This is a genomic window from Paenibacillus sp. D9 (assembly GCF_001188365.1).
In the GTDB taxonomy this organism is placed as follows: Bacteria; Bacillota; Bacilli; order Paenibacillales; family Paenibacillaceae; genus Paenibacillus_O; species Paenibacillus_O humicus.
This window is the reverse complement of sequence record NZ_JZEJ01000001.1, coordinates 4,414,694-4,436,001: the sequence shown is the minus strand read 5'-3', so window position 1 is coordinate 4,436,001 and position 21,308 is coordinate 4,414,694. Positions and strand designations below refer to the sequence as shown.

General features: G+C 55.1%; 14 protein-coding genes, 11 tRNA genes and 1 rRNA gene (1 of these 26 cut by a window edge). All 26 read right to left on the bottom strand.

From position 1 onward, the window contains the following. Positions 1 to 23 precede the first annotated feature (23 nt). Positions 24 to 470 (bottom strand): M24 family metallopeptidase, encoded by a 447-nt coding sequence (locus VE23_RS19975; RefSeq protein WP_232317001.1) that lies wholly within the window; start codon positions 468 to 470, stop codon positions 24 to 26. A 543-nt stretch (positions 471 to 1,013) separates the two neighbouring features. Beyond that, entirely contained in the window at positions 1,014 to 1,658 is a 645-nt protein-coding gene (locus tag VE23_RS19970) for a hypothetical protein (protein WP_021879265.1), read from the bottom strand. A 352-nt stretch (positions 1,659 to 2,010) separates the two neighbouring features. Continuing rightward, entirely contained in the window at positions 2,011 to 2,154 is a 144-nt protein-coding gene (locus tag VE23_RS27870; protein ID WP_083436347.1) for a helix-turn-helix domain-containing protein, read from the bottom strand. A gap of 165 nt (positions 2,155 to 2,319) precedes the next feature. Then, positions 2,320 to 4,155, bottom strand: a complete 1,836-nt coding sequence (gene glmS / locus VE23_RS19965; protein ID WP_021879266.1) for a glutamine--fructose-6-phosphate transaminase (isomerizing) — start codon at positions 4,153 to 4,155, stop codon at positions 2,320 to 2,322. An 843-nt stretch (positions 4,156 to 4,998) separates the two neighbouring features. Continuing rightward, positions 4,999 to 6,339 carry a phosphoglucosamine mutase gene (glmM, locus tag VE23_RS19960; protein WP_048748689.1) on the bottom strand — a complete coding sequence of 447 codons (1,341 nt, stop codon included), beginning with the start codon at positions 6,337 to 6,339 and terminating at the stop codon, positions 4,999 to 5,001. A gap of 689 nt (positions 6,340 to 7,028) precedes the next feature. Beyond that, positions 7,029 to 8,402: a CdaR family protein gene (locus tag VE23_RS19955; RefSeq protein ID WP_049868862.1), complete on the bottom strand. Its 1,374-nt coding sequence runs from the start codon at positions 8,400 to 8,402 to the stop codon at positions 7,029 to 7,031. Further along, entirely contained in the window at positions 8,395 to 9,237 is an 843-nt protein-coding gene (gene cdaA, locus VE23_RS19950) for a diadenylate cyclase CdaA (RefSeq protein WP_048746329.1), read from the bottom strand. The genes VE23_RS19955 and cdaA overlap by 8 nt, the downstream gene beginning before the upstream one ends. 163 nt (positions 9,238 to 9,400) lie before the next feature. Beyond that, complete coding sequence (locus VE23_RS19945) at positions 9,401 to 10,027, bottom strand: zf-HC2 domain-containing protein (RefSeq protein WP_048746328.1); 627 nt, start codon at positions 10,025 to 10,027, stop codon at positions 9,401 to 9,403. 143 nt (positions 10,028 to 10,170) lie between these two features. Then, the gene (gene sigW / locus VE23_RS19940; protein WP_021879271.1) at positions 10,171 to 10,746 is read right to left on the bottom strand and encodes an RNA polymerase sigma factor SigW; all 576 of its coding nucleotides are present in this window, start codon (positions 10,744 to 10,746) and stop codon (positions 10,171 to 10,173) included. Beyond that, positions 10,743 to 11,675, bottom strand: a complete 933-nt coding sequence (locus VE23_RS19935) for an EamA family transporter (RefSeq protein ID WP_049868860.1) — start codon at positions 11,673 to 11,675, stop codon at positions 10,743 to 10,745. The genes sigW and VE23_RS19935 overlap by 4 nt, the downstream gene beginning before the upstream one ends. A 142-nt stretch (positions 11,676 to 11,817) precedes the next feature. Continuing rightward, the gene (gene ppc / locus VE23_RS19930) at positions 11,818 to 14,613 is read right to left on the bottom strand and encodes a phosphoenolpyruvate carboxylase (protein WP_049868858.1); all 2,796 of its coding nucleotides are present in this window, start codon (positions 14,611 to 14,613) and stop codon (positions 11,818 to 11,820) included. Between the two features lie 389 nt (positions 14,614 to 15,002). Next, complete coding sequence (locus tag VE23_RS19925) at positions 15,003 to 15,776, bottom strand: polysaccharide deacetylase family protein (protein ID WP_048746325.1); 774 nt, start codon at positions 15,774 to 15,776, stop codon at positions 15,003 to 15,005. Positions 15,777 to 15,919: 143 nt separating this feature from the next. Then, a tRNA-Gly gene (locus VE23_RS19920) sits at positions 15,920 to 15,993 on the bottom strand. 8 nt (positions 15,994 to 16,001) lie between these two features. Next, positions 16,002 to 16,078: transfer RNA gene (locus VE23_RS19915), tRNA-Pro, on the bottom strand. Positions 16,079 to 16,087: 9 nt separating this feature from the next. Then, a tRNA-Arg gene (locus VE23_RS19910) sits at positions 16,088 to 16,164 on the bottom strand. Positions 16,165 to 16,170: 6 nt separating this feature from the next. Beyond that, positions 16,171 to 16,245 (bottom strand) — tRNA-Gly (locus VE23_RS19905). A 94-nt stretch (positions 16,246 to 16,339) separates the two neighbouring features. Continuing rightward, positions 16,340 to 17,134 (bottom strand): (2Fe-2S)-binding protein, encoded by a 795-nt coding sequence (locus VE23_RS19900; RefSeq protein WP_049868856.1) that lies wholly within the window; start codon positions 17,132 to 17,134, stop codon positions 16,340 to 16,342. 38 nt (positions 17,135 to 17,172) lie between these two features. Beyond that, positions 17,173 to 18,036, bottom strand: coding sequence for an ABC transporter ATP-binding protein (locus VE23_RS19895; protein WP_048746324.1), 864 nt, complete (start codon positions 18,034 to 18,036; stop codon positions 17,173 to 17,175). 189 nt (positions 18,037 to 18,225) lie between these two features. Then, positions 18,226 to 18,306: transfer RNA gene (locus tag VE23_RS19890), tRNA-Leu, on the bottom strand. A gap of 12 nt (positions 18,307 to 18,318) precedes the next feature. After that, positions 18,319 to 18,391 (bottom strand) — tRNA-Lys (locus VE23_RS19885). Positions 18,392 to 18,396: 5 nt separating this feature from the next. Beyond that, positions 18,397 to 18,471 (bottom strand) — tRNA-Gln (locus VE23_RS19880). A gap of 9 nt (positions 18,472 to 18,480) precedes the next feature. Next, positions 18,481 to 18,556, bottom strand: a tRNA-Val gene (locus VE23_RS19875). A gap of 47 nt (positions 18,557 to 18,603) precedes the next feature. Further along, positions 18,604 to 18,678: transfer RNA gene (locus tag VE23_RS19870), tRNA-Glu, on the bottom strand. Between the two features lie 7 nt (positions 18,679 to 18,685). Further along, a tRNA-Thr gene (locus tag VE23_RS19865) sits at positions 18,686 to 18,761 on the bottom strand. A 3-nt stretch (positions 18,762 to 18,764) separates the two neighbouring features. After that, positions 18,765 to 18,840, bottom strand: a tRNA-Asn gene (locus VE23_RS19860). Between the two features lie 169 nt (positions 18,841 to 19,009). Continuing rightward, positions 19,010 to 21,308, bottom strand: a 23S ribosomal RNA gene (locus tag VE23_RS19855); it runs 630 nt beyond the window's last position.

Below are 21,308 nucleotides of genomic sequence, written 5' to 3'. Positions count from 1 at the left end.
TAGAACCGCATAAAAGGTGTAAGTCAAAAAGGCTTCATCATAAAAGGAGCAGCTGCCGCGTCGGCAATCTGCTCCTTGATTATGGAACAAATGCGTTTATGCCGATGATCTACGCCGCGGTCGCGATGGTGGGCTGATCCTTCGTAATCATAATGGTGTGCTCGTGCTGTGCCGTAGCCGTTGTCCGGCATGCTTAACGTCCATCCGTCCCCTTGCTCGACGACATCCCCTGCTTCGGTCGACAAGAAGGTCTCGATCGTAATGACCATGCCTTCTTTTAATACGCGTTTGTCGTGCTTGTTATAAACGGGCAGAATTTCTGTGGGCGCCTCGTGCAGGGATTTCCCGATCCCGTGGCTGCACAGATTTTGAATGATTGTGTAGCCGTCCTTTTTAGCCTCGATTTCAATGATCCTTCCGATCCTGTTCAACTTAACGCCATGTTTAAGCGAAGAGATGATCTTCATCATCTTCTTGTGCGTAAAATACTCATATTCGGTCAATGGAAGTACCTACGGCAAATCTTAAAAATCACTATAATTTTTTGCGCTTTGCACAAAAACGAGCGCCTCCGGTACGATGGGTTACCTATGAAACAAACTGTTTAAGTACTTCCGATTGTTACGAATACTGGCTTATTCGCGGGATCTCAAGACTGCACGGAGTACCGGATTGCATTACGCAAAAGGGCATAGACCCGTTCCGTTAGGATAACCGGCCTCCACCCACCGGATAGGCGTGACGAAGGAATGAAAGGGCATCGACCCGTCGAGAAATGGGAGTGAAAGCCTCCGGAGATACGTGGAGCAGCGTGCAACAGAGCAGTAAAAAAAGGAGCGGAAACCCGCCCCTTCTGTTCCTGCATGCGCTTCGGTTGCCGAATTTGACGGTCATCCCCTCTCCTATCCAGATAGCAATTTATCTATTGGAGAGATCCTGCGAATAAACGAACATTCGTGAGAAAACTACATTTTACCGAGGGAGCTTAACGGACTTCGATTCGAATCATTCACTCATGGCGTATGATCCAACCCATATTTTACCTTCATTCGTTGATATAATCTAAAGCCTTGATTCCGATCGATGATTTCTTTCATCACCTTTCTCCATTCCGTTTCCATCCATTTTGGTTTCTTATCTTTAATTGTTGATTCATCAAATTTTTTACTGATATAAATCAAATCAGCTTTAAGGACTTCAAGTTCTTTTACGATATTTGCTCTTGATTCAACATCAAGCTTATTTTTATTAGTCAGGATATCATCAGATAAATCAGCTCTGACATACCAAAATAGATCCCCAAAAAAGTTATACATCAGATATGATGAAGCTCCATAATGATTAAAGTCACGGTTAAGCAAAATAAATGATTCTTCTGCAGTATTTATTGAAGTCCCCAAATTCCCCAGTGTATATAAAATAGTATCTTTGGTTGCATTCTCATTTAGGCTCTTAATGACATAATCTATATTTTCAATTGATTGCGTATTTCCGCCAGTGAATCCATGATTCAATTTTAAATGATAGCTGTTCTCTAAGGTACTTTTGTACTTGTTGAGTTGCACATGATAAAATAAAATAAGCGAAATAAATACGAGTAAAAATATAATCACTAGTGTTACTGCTGTTCTTTTCGAGACGTTAATTTTTTCCTCCATCGTTATGTTATATCCCCCGATTTGCTATGTTAATCTATACATTTTTATCACGTTAACGGAATGATTAAATTCCCACATGTAATTAGACGAAACTAGCCTAGTATTGTTGCGCTAACCTGCCCGCTAGTTTAATGACTTGCGGCTCCTCTAAATGTTATTTTCACGTTTTAATACTTAATTTAACATCAACAGAGTCACACAGATAAGGCGCAACGTAATCTGGTGAGTTCGAATGCGTACTGAGGTTGAAAACTTTTAGGTAAAAATACTGAGTTTTTATCGGAGGCAAACGGCTCCTGATTTAATTAACATGTGTATAACTCTGTACACAAACAGATTTTTTCTTAATTCATCAAAGAGTCTCTGCTGACGGTTTCGTTTTCCCCTGCTCGATTTCACCTAATCGGCCATGGGATATTCCAATGGTATCTGCAAAGGCAATTTGATTCAGTTGATGTTGTTTGCAAATAGCCTTCACTTTGTCCCCTATGCTCATCACATTAGCCCCTTTAAACAAAAGTAGGCCGTCCCCATGCTGCAGGACGGCCCATGATGTTTATAGAACAAACTTTATTGTAATTTTATCGGTCAGAACAAAACTTTATTGTTCAGAACAACACTATGTTGTAATGAATCACGTTTTAAACCCGTCTCGCCTTCCTTACTCAACCGTCACGCTCTTCGCCAAGTTCCTTGGCTTATCCACGTCGTTGCCGAGGGCCAGCGAAGCATGATAGCTCAGCAGCTGGAGAGGAACGACGGACAGCGCAGGCGTCAGCAGCGGAAGCGTGCGAGGAATCGAGAACACCTCGTCGACCGACTTCATGACTTCTTCCTCGTAGCCTGCGTTGGCTATGCCCAGAACATGCGCGCCGCGAGCTTTGACTTCCTTGATGTTGCTCAGCGTCTTCTCATACAGCTCTTCTTGCGTCACCAGAGCGATGACCGGAATGCCTTCCTCGATCAGAGCCAGCGTGCCGTGCTTCAGCTCGCCCGCCGGGTAAGCCTCGGAGTGGATGTAGCTGATTTCCTTCAGCTTGAGCGATCCCTCTTGAGCGACGGCGAAGTCGAGGCCGCGTCCGATGAAGAACAGATTGGCATGTTTCGACACGGATTCGGCGACAGCCTTGAAGATGTCCGCCTGCTCCAGAATCTGCTCGACCTGCTCCGGCAGCTTCTGCATGGCGGCGATGATTTCCGCCGCTTGCTCCGCTTCGACCGTGCCGCGCTCTTGCCCCAGATACAGGCCGAGCAGATAGAAGGCGATCAGCTGCGAGGAGTACGCTTTGGTCGAAGCGACCGCGATCTCCGGTCCCGCCCAGGTCGTGATGACATCATCCGCGTCGCGGGCGATGGAGCTGCCGACCACGTTGGTGATCGTAAGCACGCGCGCGCCGTTGCGCTTCGCTTCGCGCAGAGCGGCCAGCGTGTCTGCCGTCTCGCCGGATTGGCTCACGACGATGACGAGCGTATCAGGAGTGATGATCGGTGAACGGTACCGGTATTCGGAAGCGACATCTGTCTCTACCGGAATGCGGGCCAGGCTCTCGATGACGGTTTTGCCGACGAGACCGGCATGGTAAGCCGTTCCGCAAGCGACGATATGCACGCGGGAAATGCCGCGGATCTGCTCCGTCGTCATGCTGATTTCCTTCTTGAGATCGACCGACTTGCCGTCTTCGCTGATGCGGCTCATCATCGTGTCGCGGTAAGCCTTTGGCTGCTCATGGATTTCCTTGAGCATGAAGTGATCGAATCCGGCTTTTTCCGCGGTGACGAGATCCCAGTCGACATGGAATATTTCCTTGGAAATAATGTCGCCCGAAGTCGTCATCAGTTCGACACCGGAACGCGTCAGAACCGCCATTTCGCCATCGTTCAGGATGTATACGTTGCGCGTATACTCCAGAATAGCCGGGATATCGGAGCCGATAAAGTTCTCGTTCTCGCCGATGCCGATGACGAGCGGGCTCGCGAAGCGTACAGCTACGAGCTTCTCCGGCTCGTATTCGGTCAGAACGCCGAGGGCGTAAGCGCCTCTCATGCGTTTCACGGCACGCTGCACCGCTGCGACGATATCGCCGTCGTACTCGTCTGCGATCAGATGGGAGATGACCTCGGTGTCGGTTTCCGACACGAAGGTATGGCCTTTCGCGCCGAGCTCTTCCTTGAGATCCAGGTAGTTTTCGACAATGCCGTTATGCACGACCGAGAACTTCGACGAGTTGTCGGTATGCGGATGGGAGTTCACATCGGACGGCTTGCCATGCGTAGCCCAGCGCGTATGACCGATGCCGACGGACCCTTGGATCGGCTCGCTGACGAGCTTCTCCTCCAGGTTGGCCAGGCGTCCCTTGGATTTGCGGATTTCCAGCCCGTTGTCCGTGAATACGGCGATGCCTGCGGAGTCATACCCGCGGTATTCCAATTTCTTGAGTCCTTCGATCAGAACTTCCTTCGAGTCACGATTGCCGATATAACCTACGATTCCACACATAGTGAAATAAACCTCCGTATGCGGCGCCGGCCGCCCGGTTGGATGCCATTAGACGCAGGCTTCCCCTGCGCCGATTCCGTTTTGTCGAATCAGTGGTGGCGCGGCAGTCCATGGGACGCCGATGACCTTAAGCAGCAGAAAACAGAACCCTGGATGTCGCCATCCTTGGCCTAGTATCCGCAGCAGCCCGATCCCTCATGCGCTCGGCGCATGTTCATACGGGCATCGCAAACCTTCAGGGCGGCAGACCCGTCCTGTAGTAGTATGTTGCTTCTAAAAGAATCTATAAGGTCCAAAAGCAAACCGGCTGCGATGCCGGCCATGCCCTCTACGTTTCATTCCTGCATGGTGCCGTTCGTTTGTAAGACCGGTTGCCCGCGTCCTTTTGCGATAACGGCTGTCGATGTCATGCCCACCGGAAGGTCCCCGCCGAATGTTTCGAACACCTTCACCTCGTCAGCTTGCTCTGGGGATGCCTCAGGAATCCAAAGGCCGCCGCTCCTCGCGAAGCTGCCCGGTCCCGCCGCTCCCGCCTGGATCTTCTATCCGGCGTCGTCGACCATGGACCGCACCCGTATGACACGGGCTATCCTTTGCTCCCGCTCCGTGGCCGGGAGTCCTGCCGAAAATCGGCATCCTTTGTTGCAAGCTCTGGCGCTTATATTGCCTGATCCAACCTCGATCCTCGCTTTCCTTCCGGAATCAAAACCAATACCCTATATCATATTCAATGCGGGCTTGAATTGCAACTGAGCGTCCGCAGTGCTTAGCCAGCTGGAAGACATTAACCCGGGAAGCGCCCGGGTTAACCGTCATCTGCTTTTTTTGAAAAAGGGGACGTTCTTAGCCGAGCTCGGCTTTTACAACGGCAACGATCTGGTCGACGTAAGCCGCTACTTGATCCTTGTCCGGGCCTTCCGCCATGACGCGGATCAAAGACTCCGTTCCCGAAGGACGTACGAGCACGCGTCCGTTGTCGCCCATCTCGCCCTCCACCTGCGCTACGGCAGCCAGAATCGACTGATTGTCGTTGTAGAGCGATTTGTCGGCCACCCGCACGTTGATGAGCACCTGCGGGTATTTGCGCATCAGGCTGCGCAGCCCGCTCAGCTTGCCGCCCGACTTCACGAGCGTATCTGTCAGCTGCAGAGCGGTCAGGATGCCGTCTCCGGTCGTATTGTGATCGAGGAAAATGACATGGCCGGACTGCTCGCCGCCCAGGTTGAAGCCGCCGCGGCGCATCTCTTCCATGACGTAGCGATCGCCTACAGCTGTCTTGGCTGTGCTCAGACCGAGGGATTCCGCCGCCTTGAAGAAGCCGATGTTGCTCATGACCGTCGTCACGACCGTGTCGTTCATGAGCTTGCCTTCGCGCTTCATGGCATCCCCCAGTATGCAGAGGATGAAGTCGCCGTCGACTTCATCGCCGTTATTGTCGATGGCGATCAAACGATCGGCGTCGCCGTCGAAGCTTAGACCGAGATCCGCTCCATGACGCAGCACTTCATCGCGCAGGTATTCCGGATGGGTCGAGCCGACGCCTTCATTGATGTTGCGGCCGTCCGGCTCCGCTCCGACCGTGATGACCTCCGCCCCCAGCTCGCGGAACACCGCCGGGGCGAGCTCGTAAGCCGCTCCGTTGGCGCAGTCGAGGACAATTTTAAGCCCCTCGAAGCGGGAAGAAACGGTCGTCTTGAGGAAATCGATATATAGACGCTTCGCATTCCCTTCATAACTCGCCGTGCCGATGTCTCCGCCCGTAGGACGCGGCAGCTCGTCGATCTCGGCGTCCATCAGGCGCTCGATCTCGTTCTCGGTCTCATCCGACAGCTTGAAGCCGTCGCCGCCGAAAAACTTGATGCCGTTGTCCTGCACCGGGTTATGCGAAGCCGAGATCATGACGCCGGCATCGGCCTTCAGCATCCGCGTCAAATAAGCGACAGCCGGAGTCGATACGACGCCGAGGCGTACGACGCTTGCGCCGATTGAAAGAAGGCCGGCAATGAGCGCCGACTCCAGCATCGGGCCGGAGATCCGGGTGTCGAGGCCGATGACCACGGTCGGCTTGTGTGCTCCAGCTGTTAGTACGTAACCGCCGCAGCGGCCGATTTTATATGCAAGCTCCGGCGTGAGTTCGCTGTTCGCTACCCCGCGAACGCCGTCGGTTCCGAAATATTTGCCCATAGTGAGTGAAAAGCCCCTTTTCTGTAAGCTCCCTTTTAGCAAGCTTTTATGATAGAAATGATCAAGGATAAGAATGGTATTCATTATAAAGGGTTTAGCCCATTAAAACTATCGCAACCTTATGCCATGGAAAATGGCCCCGGAATTCATCATACGCAGACCGAGCCCAGTTGGGTTCCAAATTGCATGACAGGATAAAACTGGAATTCCAAAATGATTTGATAAAGGCTGCTTCCCCGCTCCGATAGTGCTGTGTCAGCATAGTGAAAGCAAGCGGGTATGTAAGCTATTGCCTTACGTTATTTGCTTTACTTATTTGACGTTTGCATTACGTTATTTGCATTACAATATTTCATTACGGTATTTGCTATGCTTAACGGTTTTTGCTTTACGTTATTGCTTTACGTTATTGCTTTACGTTATTGCTTTACGTTATTCGCTTTACGTATTTGACGTTTGCATTACATTATTCCTGGCGTTGTTGCTTAAGTTATTGCACGTTATTCCTGTTCGCCAGTCAGCTGCTATACGTTAACTACGGTATATTAGTTGCTTGCTATGCGGGCCGTTTCTTTACGTTCGTTTCTCTAGGTGAATTTCTGCGTCGCCATACAGTTGAGATCCGGATATTTGTTTCTTGCGTTGGCCGTTTCGTCCATGCATCCTCCCGCATCCAGAAAGAAACATTTTCATGGAGCATTGTTCCCTCCATCAGAGGCATTGCCCTCCCCGGCAGCACCGTCTCCTGCCGGCTCATTCCCTGCGCCACCGCCATCATTGCCGGGCGAAGGGCTGGGTGAAGGAGACGGACTGCTCTCGGGCAAGCCCGAGGCAGGTTCGCTGGCAACGAGCTTGACGGTCACGAGCGGCGGCTCGCCGACAGCTTGGACACCGTTTGGCAGCGTCAACGCGAGCCGCACCTCATGAGCGCCCTCTGCGAGATTCGCCAGGCTGGCGACAGCGCGGATATCCGCAGCGGTCAGCCGGCCCAGCTCCTCCGGAGTGCCGCTTACCTGGATGTCTACGGTTCCGTCCCGGGGCGCCTCCAGCGCTGCATCCAGTCCCCTCGGCGTATTCTCGAAGGTGACGGGGACCTGGAGCGTCTTCGTCCCCGAAGAAGACAATGTCACGGTTACGGTGACTTTGGACGGCTCGACCGCCTTCAGTCCTTCGGGAGGCAGCAGCTCCAGCTCGACATCGCCCGAGCTGCGGATCTGGCTGAGATCCACGTCAGCAGCCAGCTGGTTGACTTCGTCGAGAAGCCCTCTCGGCCCGTACAGCCTGACGGTGCTCGACTTGGACTGGATTCCGCCCAGCGTCAAGCCACCGGGCAGGCTGCCCTTATAACCGATCTGCAGAGGGACTTCCTTGCTTGGCATCGTCAGCGGCACCTCTACATCCAGAGTGCTGGGGTTCAGCGCCGCTCCTTTGATTTCGTTGCCCGATTTGTCGAACACGGAGATTTTGGCTTTCTTCTCATGCACGGGCGCATCTTCTCCATCTACATTGACGAAAACCTTGACGGAGCCGACGCGGGCAAGATCCTGAGCCGGCAGCGTGACCTCCACCGTGCTTCCCGGCTTGATGACAGGCGTTCCCAGCTCGTACCCTTCCACCGGCTTGCCTTGGGTAACGACGCCCGCCTCGAACGTTCCTTTTTCCAGGCGGTCGATGACGACCTGAACCTGGCTCGGCGACAGCGTCACGAGCTCGATTCCCCTGGGCAGCTTGCCTACCGTCAGCGGAATGGTATAGGTTCCCGGGCCCTTGCCTTCCAGATTGACGCTGATGGAGTAATCGTCGTTCGTCGTAAAGGCAAGCGCGGACCGGCTGCCCTTGACCATCATCTTGGCCACGCTCGGCTCCAGCAGCTTGAGCGAATAAGCCGACTCGTCCAGACCGGTCGTCTGAATTTTCACGACATCGACGCTTTGGGTCTCGGTCGTGGAGGCGACGGTGTTGGGCGTGGACTCCGGATCGAAATGCACCACGGCCCAAAGCAGGATGCCGATGACGACCGACAGGATCTTGATGGCCGTTGGATGGCTGAGCCATTTATCCATTGGCATCGCCTTCTTTCTTTTTGCGCAGGCTGAATCTGGATCTCTGTTTCGCTTTCACGGAGCTTTGCAGCGTCAGCTCCTCGAACAGCTTGGAGATGAGAGACTCCTCCTTGATGTCCCGCACGATGATGCCGCCAACGGCAAGAGTAACCTGTCCCGTCTCTTCGGAGACGACGACGGATACCGCATCGGTCACTTCGCTGACTCCGATCGCGGCGCGGTGGCGGGTTCCGAGCTCCTTGCTGATGAAGGGGTTCTCGGAGAGAGGCAAGTAACAGGCGGCCGCCGTGATTTGCGGTCCCCGGATGATGACCGCTCCGTCGTGGAGCGGCGTGTTCGGAGTGAAAATATTGATGAGCAGCTCCGAGCTGATGCGCGATTCCATCTTGATGCCGGATTCGATCAGCTCCGTAAGGCCGGTCATGCGCTCGAATACGATGAGCGCTCCGATCCGGCGCTTGGACATGAACTGTATCGCCTTGATCAGCTCGGTAATCCGCTCGTTGAGCTGATCCCGATCCGCCGACGAGGTGCGTGCGAACAGCTTGCCCCGGCCGAGCTGCTCCAGCGCCCGGCGCAGCTCCGGCTGGAAGATGACGAGCACCGTCACGACTCCGAAGGTGAACATTTGGTTCATGAGCCACTTCAAGGTGTACAGATCCAGCCAGGTGCTGATGGCCCAAGTCGCCACAAGCATGAAGATCCCTTTGATCAGCTGCACGGCCCGGGTGCCACGTACCAGCAGAATTAGCTTGTATATGATATAACTGACGATGCCGATGTCGATCACGTTGCGGATCCAGCTCTGCCAAGTCATTTCCGTGAAAAATCTCATGTTTGATACCCCCGCCCGCTGCCTGCCGGATGTCTTTTTTTCTGTTGTCCGCAGGCTGACCCTGAGTGTTGTGCTAACCCTATTCTTTTCTAGTTAGCTTACCACAAATCCTTGTCAAGCAAAAAAAAAAGCTCCCTTGCGCAGGGAGCGTGGCCTGTAGCCTTCACGGAGTGCTTCCGAAAGTCTGGGTCACCTTGTACCAAAGCCGGTCCAGCAGCTGGTCGATCTTGCGTGTCTGACCGGCGATGTGAGCCGTGGAGGCCGTCAGCAGAGAGCCGTCCACAACCGTGACGCTGCCCTGCACGTCTCCCCGCACGTCGGCGATGCCGTTCTCGACCGTCAGGCTGCCCTTCAGATGGGCGCCTTCGGGAACGATGACCGTATGGCCGTCGATGACGACCTGTCTCAGATCGTCGCCGCGCACGATAAGCTCGGAACCGTTGTTGACTGCAGGCGTGAAGCTGGCCAGCATGACCAGCACGAAGACAGCCGCTGCCGTCAAGGCAGGATGTCTGCGAATCCATCCCGTCCAATCTCTATGACGAGCCGGAGGGGGAATTTGTTTTAGAATTCTTTCGGTCAGCGCCGCCGAAGCCGCAGGCGCAAGCATCGGCTCCCTCGGTTCCGTCATGGCGGAGGATAGCAGCGCCTCGGTCTTCTCGAGCTGCTCGAAGCGTGCCCGGCATCCCGGACAGGAAAGCAGATGCTCCTTCAGAACGACGGCGTCCTCGCGGGGCAGCTCGCCGTCTATATAGTCATGCATCCAAACGATGGCGACATTGCATTTCATGGCAGCCAGTCCTTTCTTCAGGGAACGGGTCGTTTCCCGATGACTTTTGAAAAACGCGCTGATCGGCGCTCTACTTCATAGCTTACGTTGCGAGATCGGGTTGTGTTTCGTTTTTTTGAGCCTGTTATGTGAAGCCCTGCGGCTTATAATTTGTGCTCAAGCTTCTTGCGGAGGAATTCCCTTCCCCTATGGACGCGCGTCTTGATCGTCGTGACCGGCATATCGAGCACATCGCTGATCTCCTGCAGCGACAAGTCCTCCAAGTAACGCAGCACCATGACGGATTTGTACTTTGGAGGCAGCGTCTCGATCGCGGTGCGGATGATCCGCTGGGTCTCCGACAGCAGCACCTCGTCCTCCGGAGATGCATCCTCGCTGGCGAACATGGAATACCCGTCCAGCCCGTCATGCTCCGGCACCTCCGCATCCAGCGAGAAGCCCGGCTTGCGGCGGCGCAGCCGGTCGATGGCCAGATTGGTCGTAATCCGGTAGATCCAGGTCGAGAACTTCATCGACTCGTCATACCGCTCCATATTGCGGAACACCCTCAGAAACGTCTCCTGAACGGCATCCTCCGCTTCCTGGCGGTTGTACAGCATCCGGTAAGCCAAATGGTATAACTTGTCCTGATACATGCCAACCAAATCCGCAAACGCCCGCTGGTCTCCCTTGAGCGCGAGGCGGATGAGGTTGGCTTCGATGGATTTCACTGCATTCATTCCTCCAGACTTGCCGGACTTTCCTTGGCGGGAGCCTTCTGCGCCAGCGCGATGCCGGCCAGAATAGCCGCTATGCCTCCCAGCTGGAGGGCGCTGAGCGTCTCTCCTTCGATCAGCCAGGCTGCCGCTGCCGCTACCGGCAGCTCCATGGCCCCCAGCAGCGCGGCAAGGCTGCTCCCTATGCGCGGAATCCCGATCGTGAACAGCAGCGTGGGGATAACTTGCCCGAGCAGCGCAAGCATGACCGCCCACAAGACGAGCCGGGGTTCGGCGTCTCCTGCCCATGCGCCTCTGCCGAACAGCGCCAGGACCAATATAAATCCGAATGTGACCATTATAGCAGAAGCCGCGGCGGGATTGAGATCCGCCCGGAATCGTCCGGTTCCCGCCAGATACAGGCTGTAGGTGACCGCCGCGCCTAGTCCGCACAACAGCGGCATGGCCGCGGCGTGCGGCCAGGAGGCTCTGCCGATTCCGAGCGCGAGCACCGTGCCCGCCAGAATGACCGCCACGCATCCCAGCCTTCCCCAGCCGGGAAGACGGCGGCTCCAGATACTGTCTAGCGCAATCGTAATCCAGGTGAACTGAAAAAGCAAGACGATGGCAAAGGAGGCCTTGAGCCCTTGCAGGGCTTGATTGTACAGCACCGTCGTCATCGCGAGTCCTGCCGTGCCGATGAGAGCAAGCCCCGCCCATTGCCCCATGGATAGACGGGGCCGCAAGGAAGCCCCCCGCCGTTTCCCCGCCGCTGCAGCCACGATCCACAGCATCGCGGTCCCGGCAGCCAGCTGATGCACGACAACCTGGCTGAACGTATACCCGAATCCATACACATGCTTGATGAGCGGCGACATCAATCCGTAGCTGGATGCCCCGAGCAGCACGAGCAGCACGGATGTCCAATAGCCTTCTCTTGCCAGTCTCCCCATAGCCTCTGGACGCCCCTTTCAGGCCGGGAAAGGCAGCAAGAAGGCCGCAGCGCTCATAGTTGAGCAGTGCGGCCGCTTGCTGCCTTTCCTTCGGATGAACCAGTCAACCTGGTGTAGATGAGGTGCTTTTCCGTTCAGGCTATCAGCCTGTATTGCGGAGGCCTGCGGCAATTCCGTTGATCGTGAGCAGCACTTCGCGCAGCAGATGGGCGTTGTCGCCCTCTTCCTGGCGCAGCTCCGTCAGCAGCTCCACTTGAAGATAGCTGAGCGGATCGACGTATGGATTGCGCAAGCGGATCGATTCCTGTATGACGGGAACGTTGTCCAGCAAGTCCTTTTGTCCCGTAATGTCGAGAATGAACTTCAACGTCAGAGCGTATTCCTCCTCGACGAGGCGGAAGATCCGGTCACGGACCCCATCGTTCTGAATCATGCCGGCATATTCTCTAGCGATGATCAGATCGGCTTTGGCCATGGCCATTTGCAGGTTGTCGACAAGCGAGCGGAAGAACGGGAAGTCCTTGTACATCTCCTGAAGGGTCTGGAGCCGCTTCTCATCCGCGCCGGCATAACTCCGGAACGCGGTTCCGGCGGCGTACCAGGCCGGAAGCAGGTAACGGCTCTGCGTCCAGGCGAATACCCAAGGAATCGCGCGCAGATCCTCGAAGCGGTCGCTGTTCTTGCGCTTGGACGGGCGCGACCCGATGTTGAGCTCGCCCACTTCGGACAGCGGAGTCGTTCCCTTGAAGAACTCCATGAAGTCCGAATCCCGGAAGATCAGATCCTGGTACTTCCGCTGAGCCGTCTCGGAGATCTCCTTGGCGATCTCATTCCATTCCGGATTTTCGGGAGCCATTTGCTCCGGATGCATCGCGAGCCGCGCCGCGGTCAGCAGCGCCCAAGTCGCCTGCTCCAGGCTGCGGTACGCGATTCCTTGCATCGAGTAGCGCGACGAGAGCACCTCGCCCTGCTCCGTGATCTTGATTCCGCCTCCGATCGTATGCGGAGGCTGAGCGAGAATGCTGCGGCCGAGCGGCATGCCGCCCCGGCCCAGCGCCCCGCCCCGGCCGTGGAAGAACTTGAGCTTGACGCCGTATTGCGCGCCCGTCTCCGTAATATCGTTGAGGGCCATGCGCAGCTCCCAGTTGGCCGTTACGACACCGCCGTCCTTGTTGCTGTCGGAGTAGCCCAGCATGATCTCATGCTGGTTGCCTCTTGCCTCGACGGCTTGGCGGTACAGCGGCAGCTCGAACAGCCTCTTCATGATATCCGGCGCGGCATGCAGGTCGTCAATCGTCTCGAAGAGCGGCACCGACTGGAGCGTGCATCGCACCGAGCCGTCCGCTTCCTTGCGGAAGAGGCCCACTTCCTTGGCGAATACCATGACCTCCAGCATATCGCTGGCGCCTTGGGTCATGCTGATCAGGTAGCTGGAAATGCAGTCCGTGCCGAACTCCTGCTGGGCGCGGTAGACGGTCTGGTAGACGTCCAGGCATTCGCGGGTGCTCTCGGAATAATCCAGATGGCCCGACGTAAGCGGACGCGGATCGTCCAGCAGCTTGGCCAGCAGCGCGATCTTCTCTTCTTCGCCCATCGCCGCGTAGTCCTCGACGATATGCATCTTCGCCAGAACCTCCGCCATGGCGTTCTCATGCTCCTGGCTGTGCTGGCGGATGTCGAGCGCAGCCATATGGAAGCCGAACAGCTCCACCTGGCGGATCAGCTTGCGGACATGCGTATCGGCCGTATAATCCGCATAATGGGAACGCAGGCTGCGGTCGATGAGCAGCAGGTCCTCCTTGAATTCATCCGGACTGCCGTAGCGCGTGGACGAGCCGCGAAGGGAATCGTCTCCCGTGTTGACAAGCTTCTCAAGCATGTAGCTGAGCTTGATCTTGTACGGCTCCTTGACGTTGCGCCATCTGTCGACGCCTCGCAGCTCGACGCTCTGCTGATCCTTTGCGATGGAATCCATCAGCTCCGCCGGCACTTCCACGATATTCGTGCTGAAGCTGAGAATCTCCATCCATTGCTTCAGGACGGTCTCATACTTGCGGAGCGCGAGCTGCTTGTGCAGCGTCAGCGTCTCCCAGGTCACCTTGGCCTTGACGGAAGGGTTGCCGTCCCGGTCGCCGCCGATCCACGAGCCGAACTTCAGGTAAGTCGGCACATGCCACTGCTCTTCCGGATAATATTTGTGAAGGCAGCGCTCCAGTTCCTCGTAGACGTTGGGAAGAACTTCGAACAGCGTTTCGTCGAAATAATAAAGGCCGTTGCGCACCTCGTCGATGACCGTAGGCTTGCGGTCGCGCAGCTCATCGGTCTGCCAAAGGATGAGCACTTCATTGAGCAGCCCTTCGCGCAGCTTCTCCCGCTCCCGGTAGGTCAGGTTCGGATTGTCCAGCTCCATCATGCCGACAGCGATCCGCTTGTGGATGTCCTGCACGACGCGGCGGGTCGCCTCCGTCGGATGAGCCGTCATGACGAGCTCGAGGGAAATGTCGTTCAGCATGGATTTCACGTCGTCGATGGAGATATGGCGCTCCTGCAGCCCTTGGACAGCCGCTTCGATCGAGCCCGGCTGCACCGCTTCTCCAGCCGAGCGCTCATAGTCCCTCTTGCGCCGAATCCGATGGTTCTGTTCTGCAATATTGACCAGCTGGAAATAGATTGCAAATGCCCGGATAACCTGATGGCGGATATCTGGGTCCAGCGTCGTAATCGTCTGCTTGAACTCATCGTACAGCTCCGTCACGAACTCGGCGCGCAGCGCCTTGCTCATCTCGCGGATTCTCTCCACGACTTCCAGCAGCTCCTTGCCGCCCTGGTGAACGAGTACATCCCCTAGAATATTTCCCAAGAAACGGACGTCTCGGCGCAGCAGATTATTCGATTGCGGGCGATTCGCCGCTTGGGCGGTTACAGCCTGTTCCGACATTCTGTTCCTCCTCCAGGTTCCTTGCCCAAGGCGGGCGGAACCGCATCGTTAGCGTAGAGTGCATGAAATGGCTGATTTTGCAAACACGGTAAGCGCGGCTGCTCTCCTGCTAGCCCCGCTCCGGTTACCGGTACGCTGAATAACAAGGCGTCGTATCGAGGCGTACGGCATGTTCATGCCATTACCTCAAACCCTTGCTGCTCAAACGTCATGTACGGCCGGCCCTCTGGCCCGTCTTACCCGCTAACTGGTGCCTAAAAATCGCTTTAATCATCATACTACAAAACCTTTTGGGATAGAAGACTGTCGAAGCCAGTATTTTTTGGTGAGTCACAGCGGTAAAGCAGCGGCATCCATACGCGGCATACAAGAAAAAAGCCTTGAGTCGCTCAAGGCTTTTCGGCTTTGTTCCATATCGGCCGGCTGTCGTACCGGATCAGCTCACTGACCGTAACGAACCGGTATCCCTGTTTCTTCAGGCTGGGAAGAATCTGTTTCAGCGCTTCGATGGTCTGCATGCTGTGCTCCACCCGGTCATGGAAAAGAATGATATCGCCGCTCCGCACGTTCCGCATGACTTTATTCACGATGGCGCTTGTGCCCGGCCGAGCCCAATCGCGCGTGTCCTGATGCCATGACCAGAGGATCGTCATCATCCCTTCTTGTTTCATCGCTTGCAGCATCCGCTCGTTGTAAATGCCTCCCGGCGGCCGGAACAGCACCGGCTTGATGCCGGTAATGCCGGTCAGCACCGCCTGGCTGCGCTTCACTTCACGGATCAGCTTGTCTACTTGAGGCGGCTGCCTCATCAGATGGGTATACGTATGGTTGGCTACTTCATGGCCTTCCTCCGCTTCCCTTCTTACGACATCCGGATATTTCTCCGCATTTTTACCGATGACGAAAAAAGTAGCCTTCGCTTCGTATTCCTTCAGTACGTCGAGGATGAGGGCGGTCTTTACCGGGTCAGGTCCGTCGTCGAAAGTCATCGCGATTACTTTTTGATCGGATCTCACCTCCCATAACGCCTGGCCCGTCGACTCGAAATAGTCTCTCCCCTTCTCCCCCTGAGGCGCCGCGTACCCGGTACCGATAATCGCTGCTATGCCGAGCAGCATCCAGCGCGGCTTTTTCGCCGCACCGACAAATCTCTTCGTAGGCATCTTGCAACCCCCTTGCATGGGCTAGGCAACCCGATTCTCATTCCGATTCAGGTTTCCCAAGGGGGCCGCATTCCATCCCAAAAACAACAATCCAAACAAAAAATCCCTGCCCGAGGGCAAGGATTAGAAAGGTTATGTAAATATGGAGCGGGTGATGGGAATCGAACCCACGCTATCAGCTTGGAAGGCTGAAGTTCTACCATTGAACTACACCCGCAAACTAAATGGTCGGGATGACACGATTTGAACATGCGACCCCCTGGTCCCAAACCAGGTGCTCTACCAAGCTGAGCTACATCCCGATATTTAAATGGCGTGCCCGGAGAGATTCGAACTCCCGACCTTTTGATTCGTAGTCAAATGCTCTATCCAGCTGAGCTACGGGCACACATTATGGAGCGGAAGACGGGAATCGAACCCGCGACCCTCGCCTTGGCAAGGCGATGCTCTACCGCTGAGCCACTTCCGCTTGTTGTCATCGCTTTTGTTCAGCGCGACAAGTAATAATATATCAGCTTGCCCAAAGGAATGCAAGTGTTTTTTTGAAATTGTTTTTTGTTCTTTTAAACCTTCTGCATCTCCCGGATTTCCTGTATCATTTTGTCGCGTTCGGAAGATTTGAGCCTTGGACAAGTATAGCAGTATTTCGCGAAGTCCGTCATGTAAGCCAGGCAGCATGAAGCCCGCATCATGCTCTGCTCCCCGGGCTTGTACGGATTGTCCACATATCTCATCGGAATGGCCAGCGGATTGCGATCCAACCCTACCTTCTCGCCTGGCATTTCAGTCAGCACATAACGAAAGTCCGATTCCAAGGACATGAATTCATTTTCTGCGGGGGAGTCTGCAAGCAGTGTCGCCTTGGTATAGTTCAGATTGGTCGCCATGAGCCGCCACAGGTCGTTCTGGCGAACGCCGGACACATCTGCGAAGGTGCGGAAAATAGGTGCGATCAGCTCTCCGTATAAACGGTCCATGACGGTCTGCGGGTCGATAGCCGAGCCGTCGCCCTCCACTGTGACAAGCGTGGCGGAGGAAGGCATGAAGCTGATGGAAGCGTACGCTCCCGGCTTGGCAAGCACGACGGTCCAATCCTGCGGAGCTACCGACAGGCAGCCGCCGCGGCTGGCCAGGAGCCAATGCACCGCGCTTGTAAGGCTTCTCGCCCAGGAACAGAAGTAAGTAGCCGAAGGCTGAATCGAAGTGGACGGAAGCAGGCCTGCATACAGCTCCAGGAACCGGGATGCCGTGTCTGGCCGCGCCAGCTCCTCTGCGGTAGCGGTCATATGAATTCCATCGGGAAGCTCCCAGAGCAGTCCATGCTTGTCTGAAAGCTTCTGCCTGATATCTGCGTTCATGCTTATCCCTCGATTCCTAAACTCCGTTACTAGACGTTCTAACGGCCCGAAACAGCCGCCTGCAATACCTGCTGCGGCTCCAATGCCGCTGCAGCTACCGTTTCCCTGCGCTTTTCTTTGGGCGCCAAAGCGTATGGAAGGCACAGAGGAACTCCTGTACGCGGATCCGATACGATATCGGCTTCGATGCCGAATACATCCCTCATTACGGCAGGCGTCATGACTTCAGCCGGCGCGCCCTCGGCCATAACTCGGCCTGATTTGATCGCGATCATATGGTGGGCGAAGCGCGAGGCATGGTTCAAGTCATGGACCACCATGACAATCGTCCTCTTCGCCTGCTCGTTCAGCTCTTCAAGAAGCTGCAGAACGTCGAGCTGATGAGCCATATCGAGAAATGTCGTCGGTTCGTCGAGGAAGAGGATATCCGTCTCCTGAGCCAGCGCCATGGCAATCCATCCCCGCTGCCGCTGTCCGCCCGACAGCTGGTCCACAGGACGATCCGCGAATTCCGTCATGCTCGTCGCCTGAAGCGCCCAGTCCACGATCTCGCGGTCTTCCTTGCGCATGGAGGCAAATCCCTTCTGATAAGGGAACCGGCCGTAGGAGACAAGCTCCTGCACCGTCAGGCCATCGGGAGCCGTCGGGTTCTGAGGCAGAATCGCCAATTCCTTGGCGACTTCCTTGGTGGCCTGCTTATGGATGGACTTGCCGTCAAGCAGCACCTGTCCGTTTTGAGGAGACATCAGGCGAGCCATCGTCTTCAGAATCGTCGACTTGCCGGAGCCGTTAGACCCTACCAGCGCCGTGATTTTCCCCTGAGGAATGCTCAGGTTGAGGTCACGGACGATCTGTCTCTTTTCATAGGCTATATCCAGCTGGCTGGTCGTCAATCGAACCATGGCTGCAAGCTCCTCTCTGCTTATGCGGATCGCTGCGACCCGATTATTTGATAACGATTATCATTATACAATGTATGATAACGGTTCTCAATTGAAATGTCAAAGATTTATGTGGTTAAGCCGCTCGCGACGATTCAGCCTTTTATTCGGAAAAACAAAAAAAACCTTGATTTCTCAAGGTTTTGTGGATGCGCGTAGAGGGACTTGAACCCCCACGCCGAAGGCGCCAGATCCTAAGTCTGGTGCGTCTGCCAATTCCGCCATACGCGCAAACAAAAAAAGTGAGCCATGAAGGACTCGAACCTTCGACACCCTGATTAAAAGTCAGGTGCTCTACCAACTGAGCTAATGGCTCGCAAATGGCTGGGGATTCAGGGATCGAACCTGAGAATGACGGAGTCAAAGTCCGTTGCCTTACCGCTTGGCTAATCCCCAACAGGCATATGGTGGAAGCTGAGGGGATCGAACCCCCGACCCTCTGCTTGTAAGGCAGATGCTCTCCCAGCTGAGCTAAGCTTCCTCAATAATTTGCCCACTGAACCATTTACTATGTAAAAATAAAAAAAATGGTGACCCGTAGGGGATTCGAACCCCTGTTACCTCCGTGAAAGGGAGGTGTCTTAACCCCTTGACCAACGGGCCACGCTTGTGGAGCTCTCAACCGGGATCGAACCGGTGACCTCATCCTTACCATGGATGCACTCTACCTACTGAGCTATGAGAGCAAATGGCTCCCCGAACAGGACTCGAACCTGTGACAACTCGATTAACAGTCGAGTGCTCTACCAACTGAGCTATCAGGGAATATGTGGTGCATTCAAAGCTTGCGCCTTGAAAACTGGATCGAATCAATATGCTGGATGCTGAGTCCATTCGTGCTTCTTACATGGCTAACGAATCGTACTGAGATTCATCTCGCCATGTCTCGCCAACGTTCATCGTCTTGCGACGATATCCCGTTAGGCTTGATCCATAGGATAAGCCCTCGACCGATTAGTATTCGTCAGCTGCACGCATTGCTGCGCTTCCACCCCGAACCTATCAACCTGGTCGTCTACCAGGGGTCTTACATACTGGGAAATCTCATCTTGAGGGGGGCTTCGCGCTTAGATGCTTTCAGCGCTTATCCCGTCCGTACGTAGCTACCCAGCGGTGCTCCTGGCGGAACAACTGGTACACCAGCGGTACGTCCATCCCGGTCCTCTCGTACTAAGGACAGCTCCTCTCAAATTTCCTGCGCCCACGACAGATAGGGACCGAACTGTCTCACGACGTTCTGAACCCAGCTCGCGTACCGCTTTAATGGGCGAACAGCCCAACCCTTGGGACCTACTTCAGCCCCAGGATGCGATGAGCCGACATCGAGGTGCCAAACCTCCCCGTCGATGTGGACTCTTGGGGGAGATAAGCCTGTTATCCCCAGGGTAGCTTTTATCCGTTGAGCGATGGCCCTTCCATTCGGTACCACCGGATCACTAAGCCCGACTTTCGTCCCTGCTCGACTTGTAGGTCTCGCAGTCAAGCTCCCTTATGCCTTTGCACGCTGCGAATGATTTCCAACCATTCTGAGGGAACCTTTGGGCGCCTCCGTTACATTTTAGGAGGCGACCGCCCCAGTCAAACTGCCCGCCTGACACGGTCCCTGTACCGGATCACGGTACCAGGTTAGAACTCCGATACGATCAGGGTGGTATCCCAACGGTGCCTCCACCGAAGCTGGCGCTCCGGCTTCCCAGGCTCCCACCTATCCTGTACAGATCGTACCAAAGTCCAATATCAAGCTGCAGTAAAGCTCCATGGGGTCTTTCCGTCTTGTCGCGGGTAACCTGCATCTTCACAGGTATTAAAATTTCACCGGATCTCTCGTTGAGACAGCGCCCAAGTCGTTACGCCATTCGTGCGGGTCAGAATTTACCTGACAAGGAATTTCGCTACCTTAGGACCGTTATAGTTACGGCCGCCGTTTACTGGGGCTTCGGTTCACAGCTTCGGGTTGCCCCTAACCGCTCCCCTTAACCTTCCAGCACCGGGCAGGCGTCAGCCCGTATACTTCGCCTTACGGCTTCGCACAGACCTGTGTTTTTGCTAAACAGTCGCTTGGGCCTTTTCACTGCGGCCCCCTCGGGCTATTCACCCTACCGAGGCACCCCTTCTCCCGAAGTTACGGGGTCATGTTGCCGAGTTCCTTAACGAGAGTTACTCCGCGCGCCTTAGCATGCTCTGCTCGCCTACCTGTGTCGGTTTGCGGTACGGGCACCTTCGCCTGGCTAGAAGCTTTTCTTGGCAGCTGGAGATCATGACCTTCGGTACTATAAGTTTCCCTCCCCATCACAGCCCAGCCTTACGGTTTGCGGATTTGCCAACAAACCAGCCTCACTGCTTGGACGGACACATCCATCGGTCCGCGTCACTACCCTTCTGCGTCACTCCATTGCTCATAACGGCTTACGGTGGTACAGGAATATCAACCTGTTGTCCTTCGACTACGCCTTTCGGCCTCGCCTTAGGTCCCGACTTACCCTGAGCGGACGAACCTTCCTCAGGAACCCTTAGGCTTACGGCGGATCAGATTCTCACTGATCTTTTCGTTACTCATACCGGCATTCTCACTTGTGTACTGTCCACCAGTCCTTACGGTCTGACTTCAACCTATACACAACGCTCCCCTACCCAAGTACCTATTGGTACATGCCATAGCTTCGGTGGTGTGTTTAGCCCCGTTACATTTTCGGCGCAGAGTCACTCGACCAGTGAGCTATTACGCACTCTTTAAATGGTGGCTGCTTCTAAGCCAACATCCTGGTTGTCTGGGCAACTCCACATCCTTTCCCACTTAACACACACTTGGGGACCTTAGCTGATGATCTGGGCTGTTTCCCTCTTGACGATGGATCTTAGCACTCACCGTCTGACTCCCGGTTATACATGACTGGCATTCGGAGTTTGACTGGACTTGGTAACCCTTGGCGGGCCCCGCACCCAATCAGTGCTCTACCTCCAGCATGCTCAACACCGAGGCTAGCCCTAAAGCTATTTCGGGGAGAACCAGCTATTTCCGAGTTCGATTGGAATTTCTCCGCTACCCCCACCTCATCCCCGAATTTTTCAACATTCGTGGGTTCGGGCCTCCAGTGCGTGTTACCGCACCTTCACCCTGGACAGGGGTAGATCACACGGTTTCGGGTCTACATCCACGTACTATGGCGCCCTATTCAGACTCGCTTTCGCTGCGGCTCCGTCTTCCCGACTTAACCTTGCACGTGAACGTAACT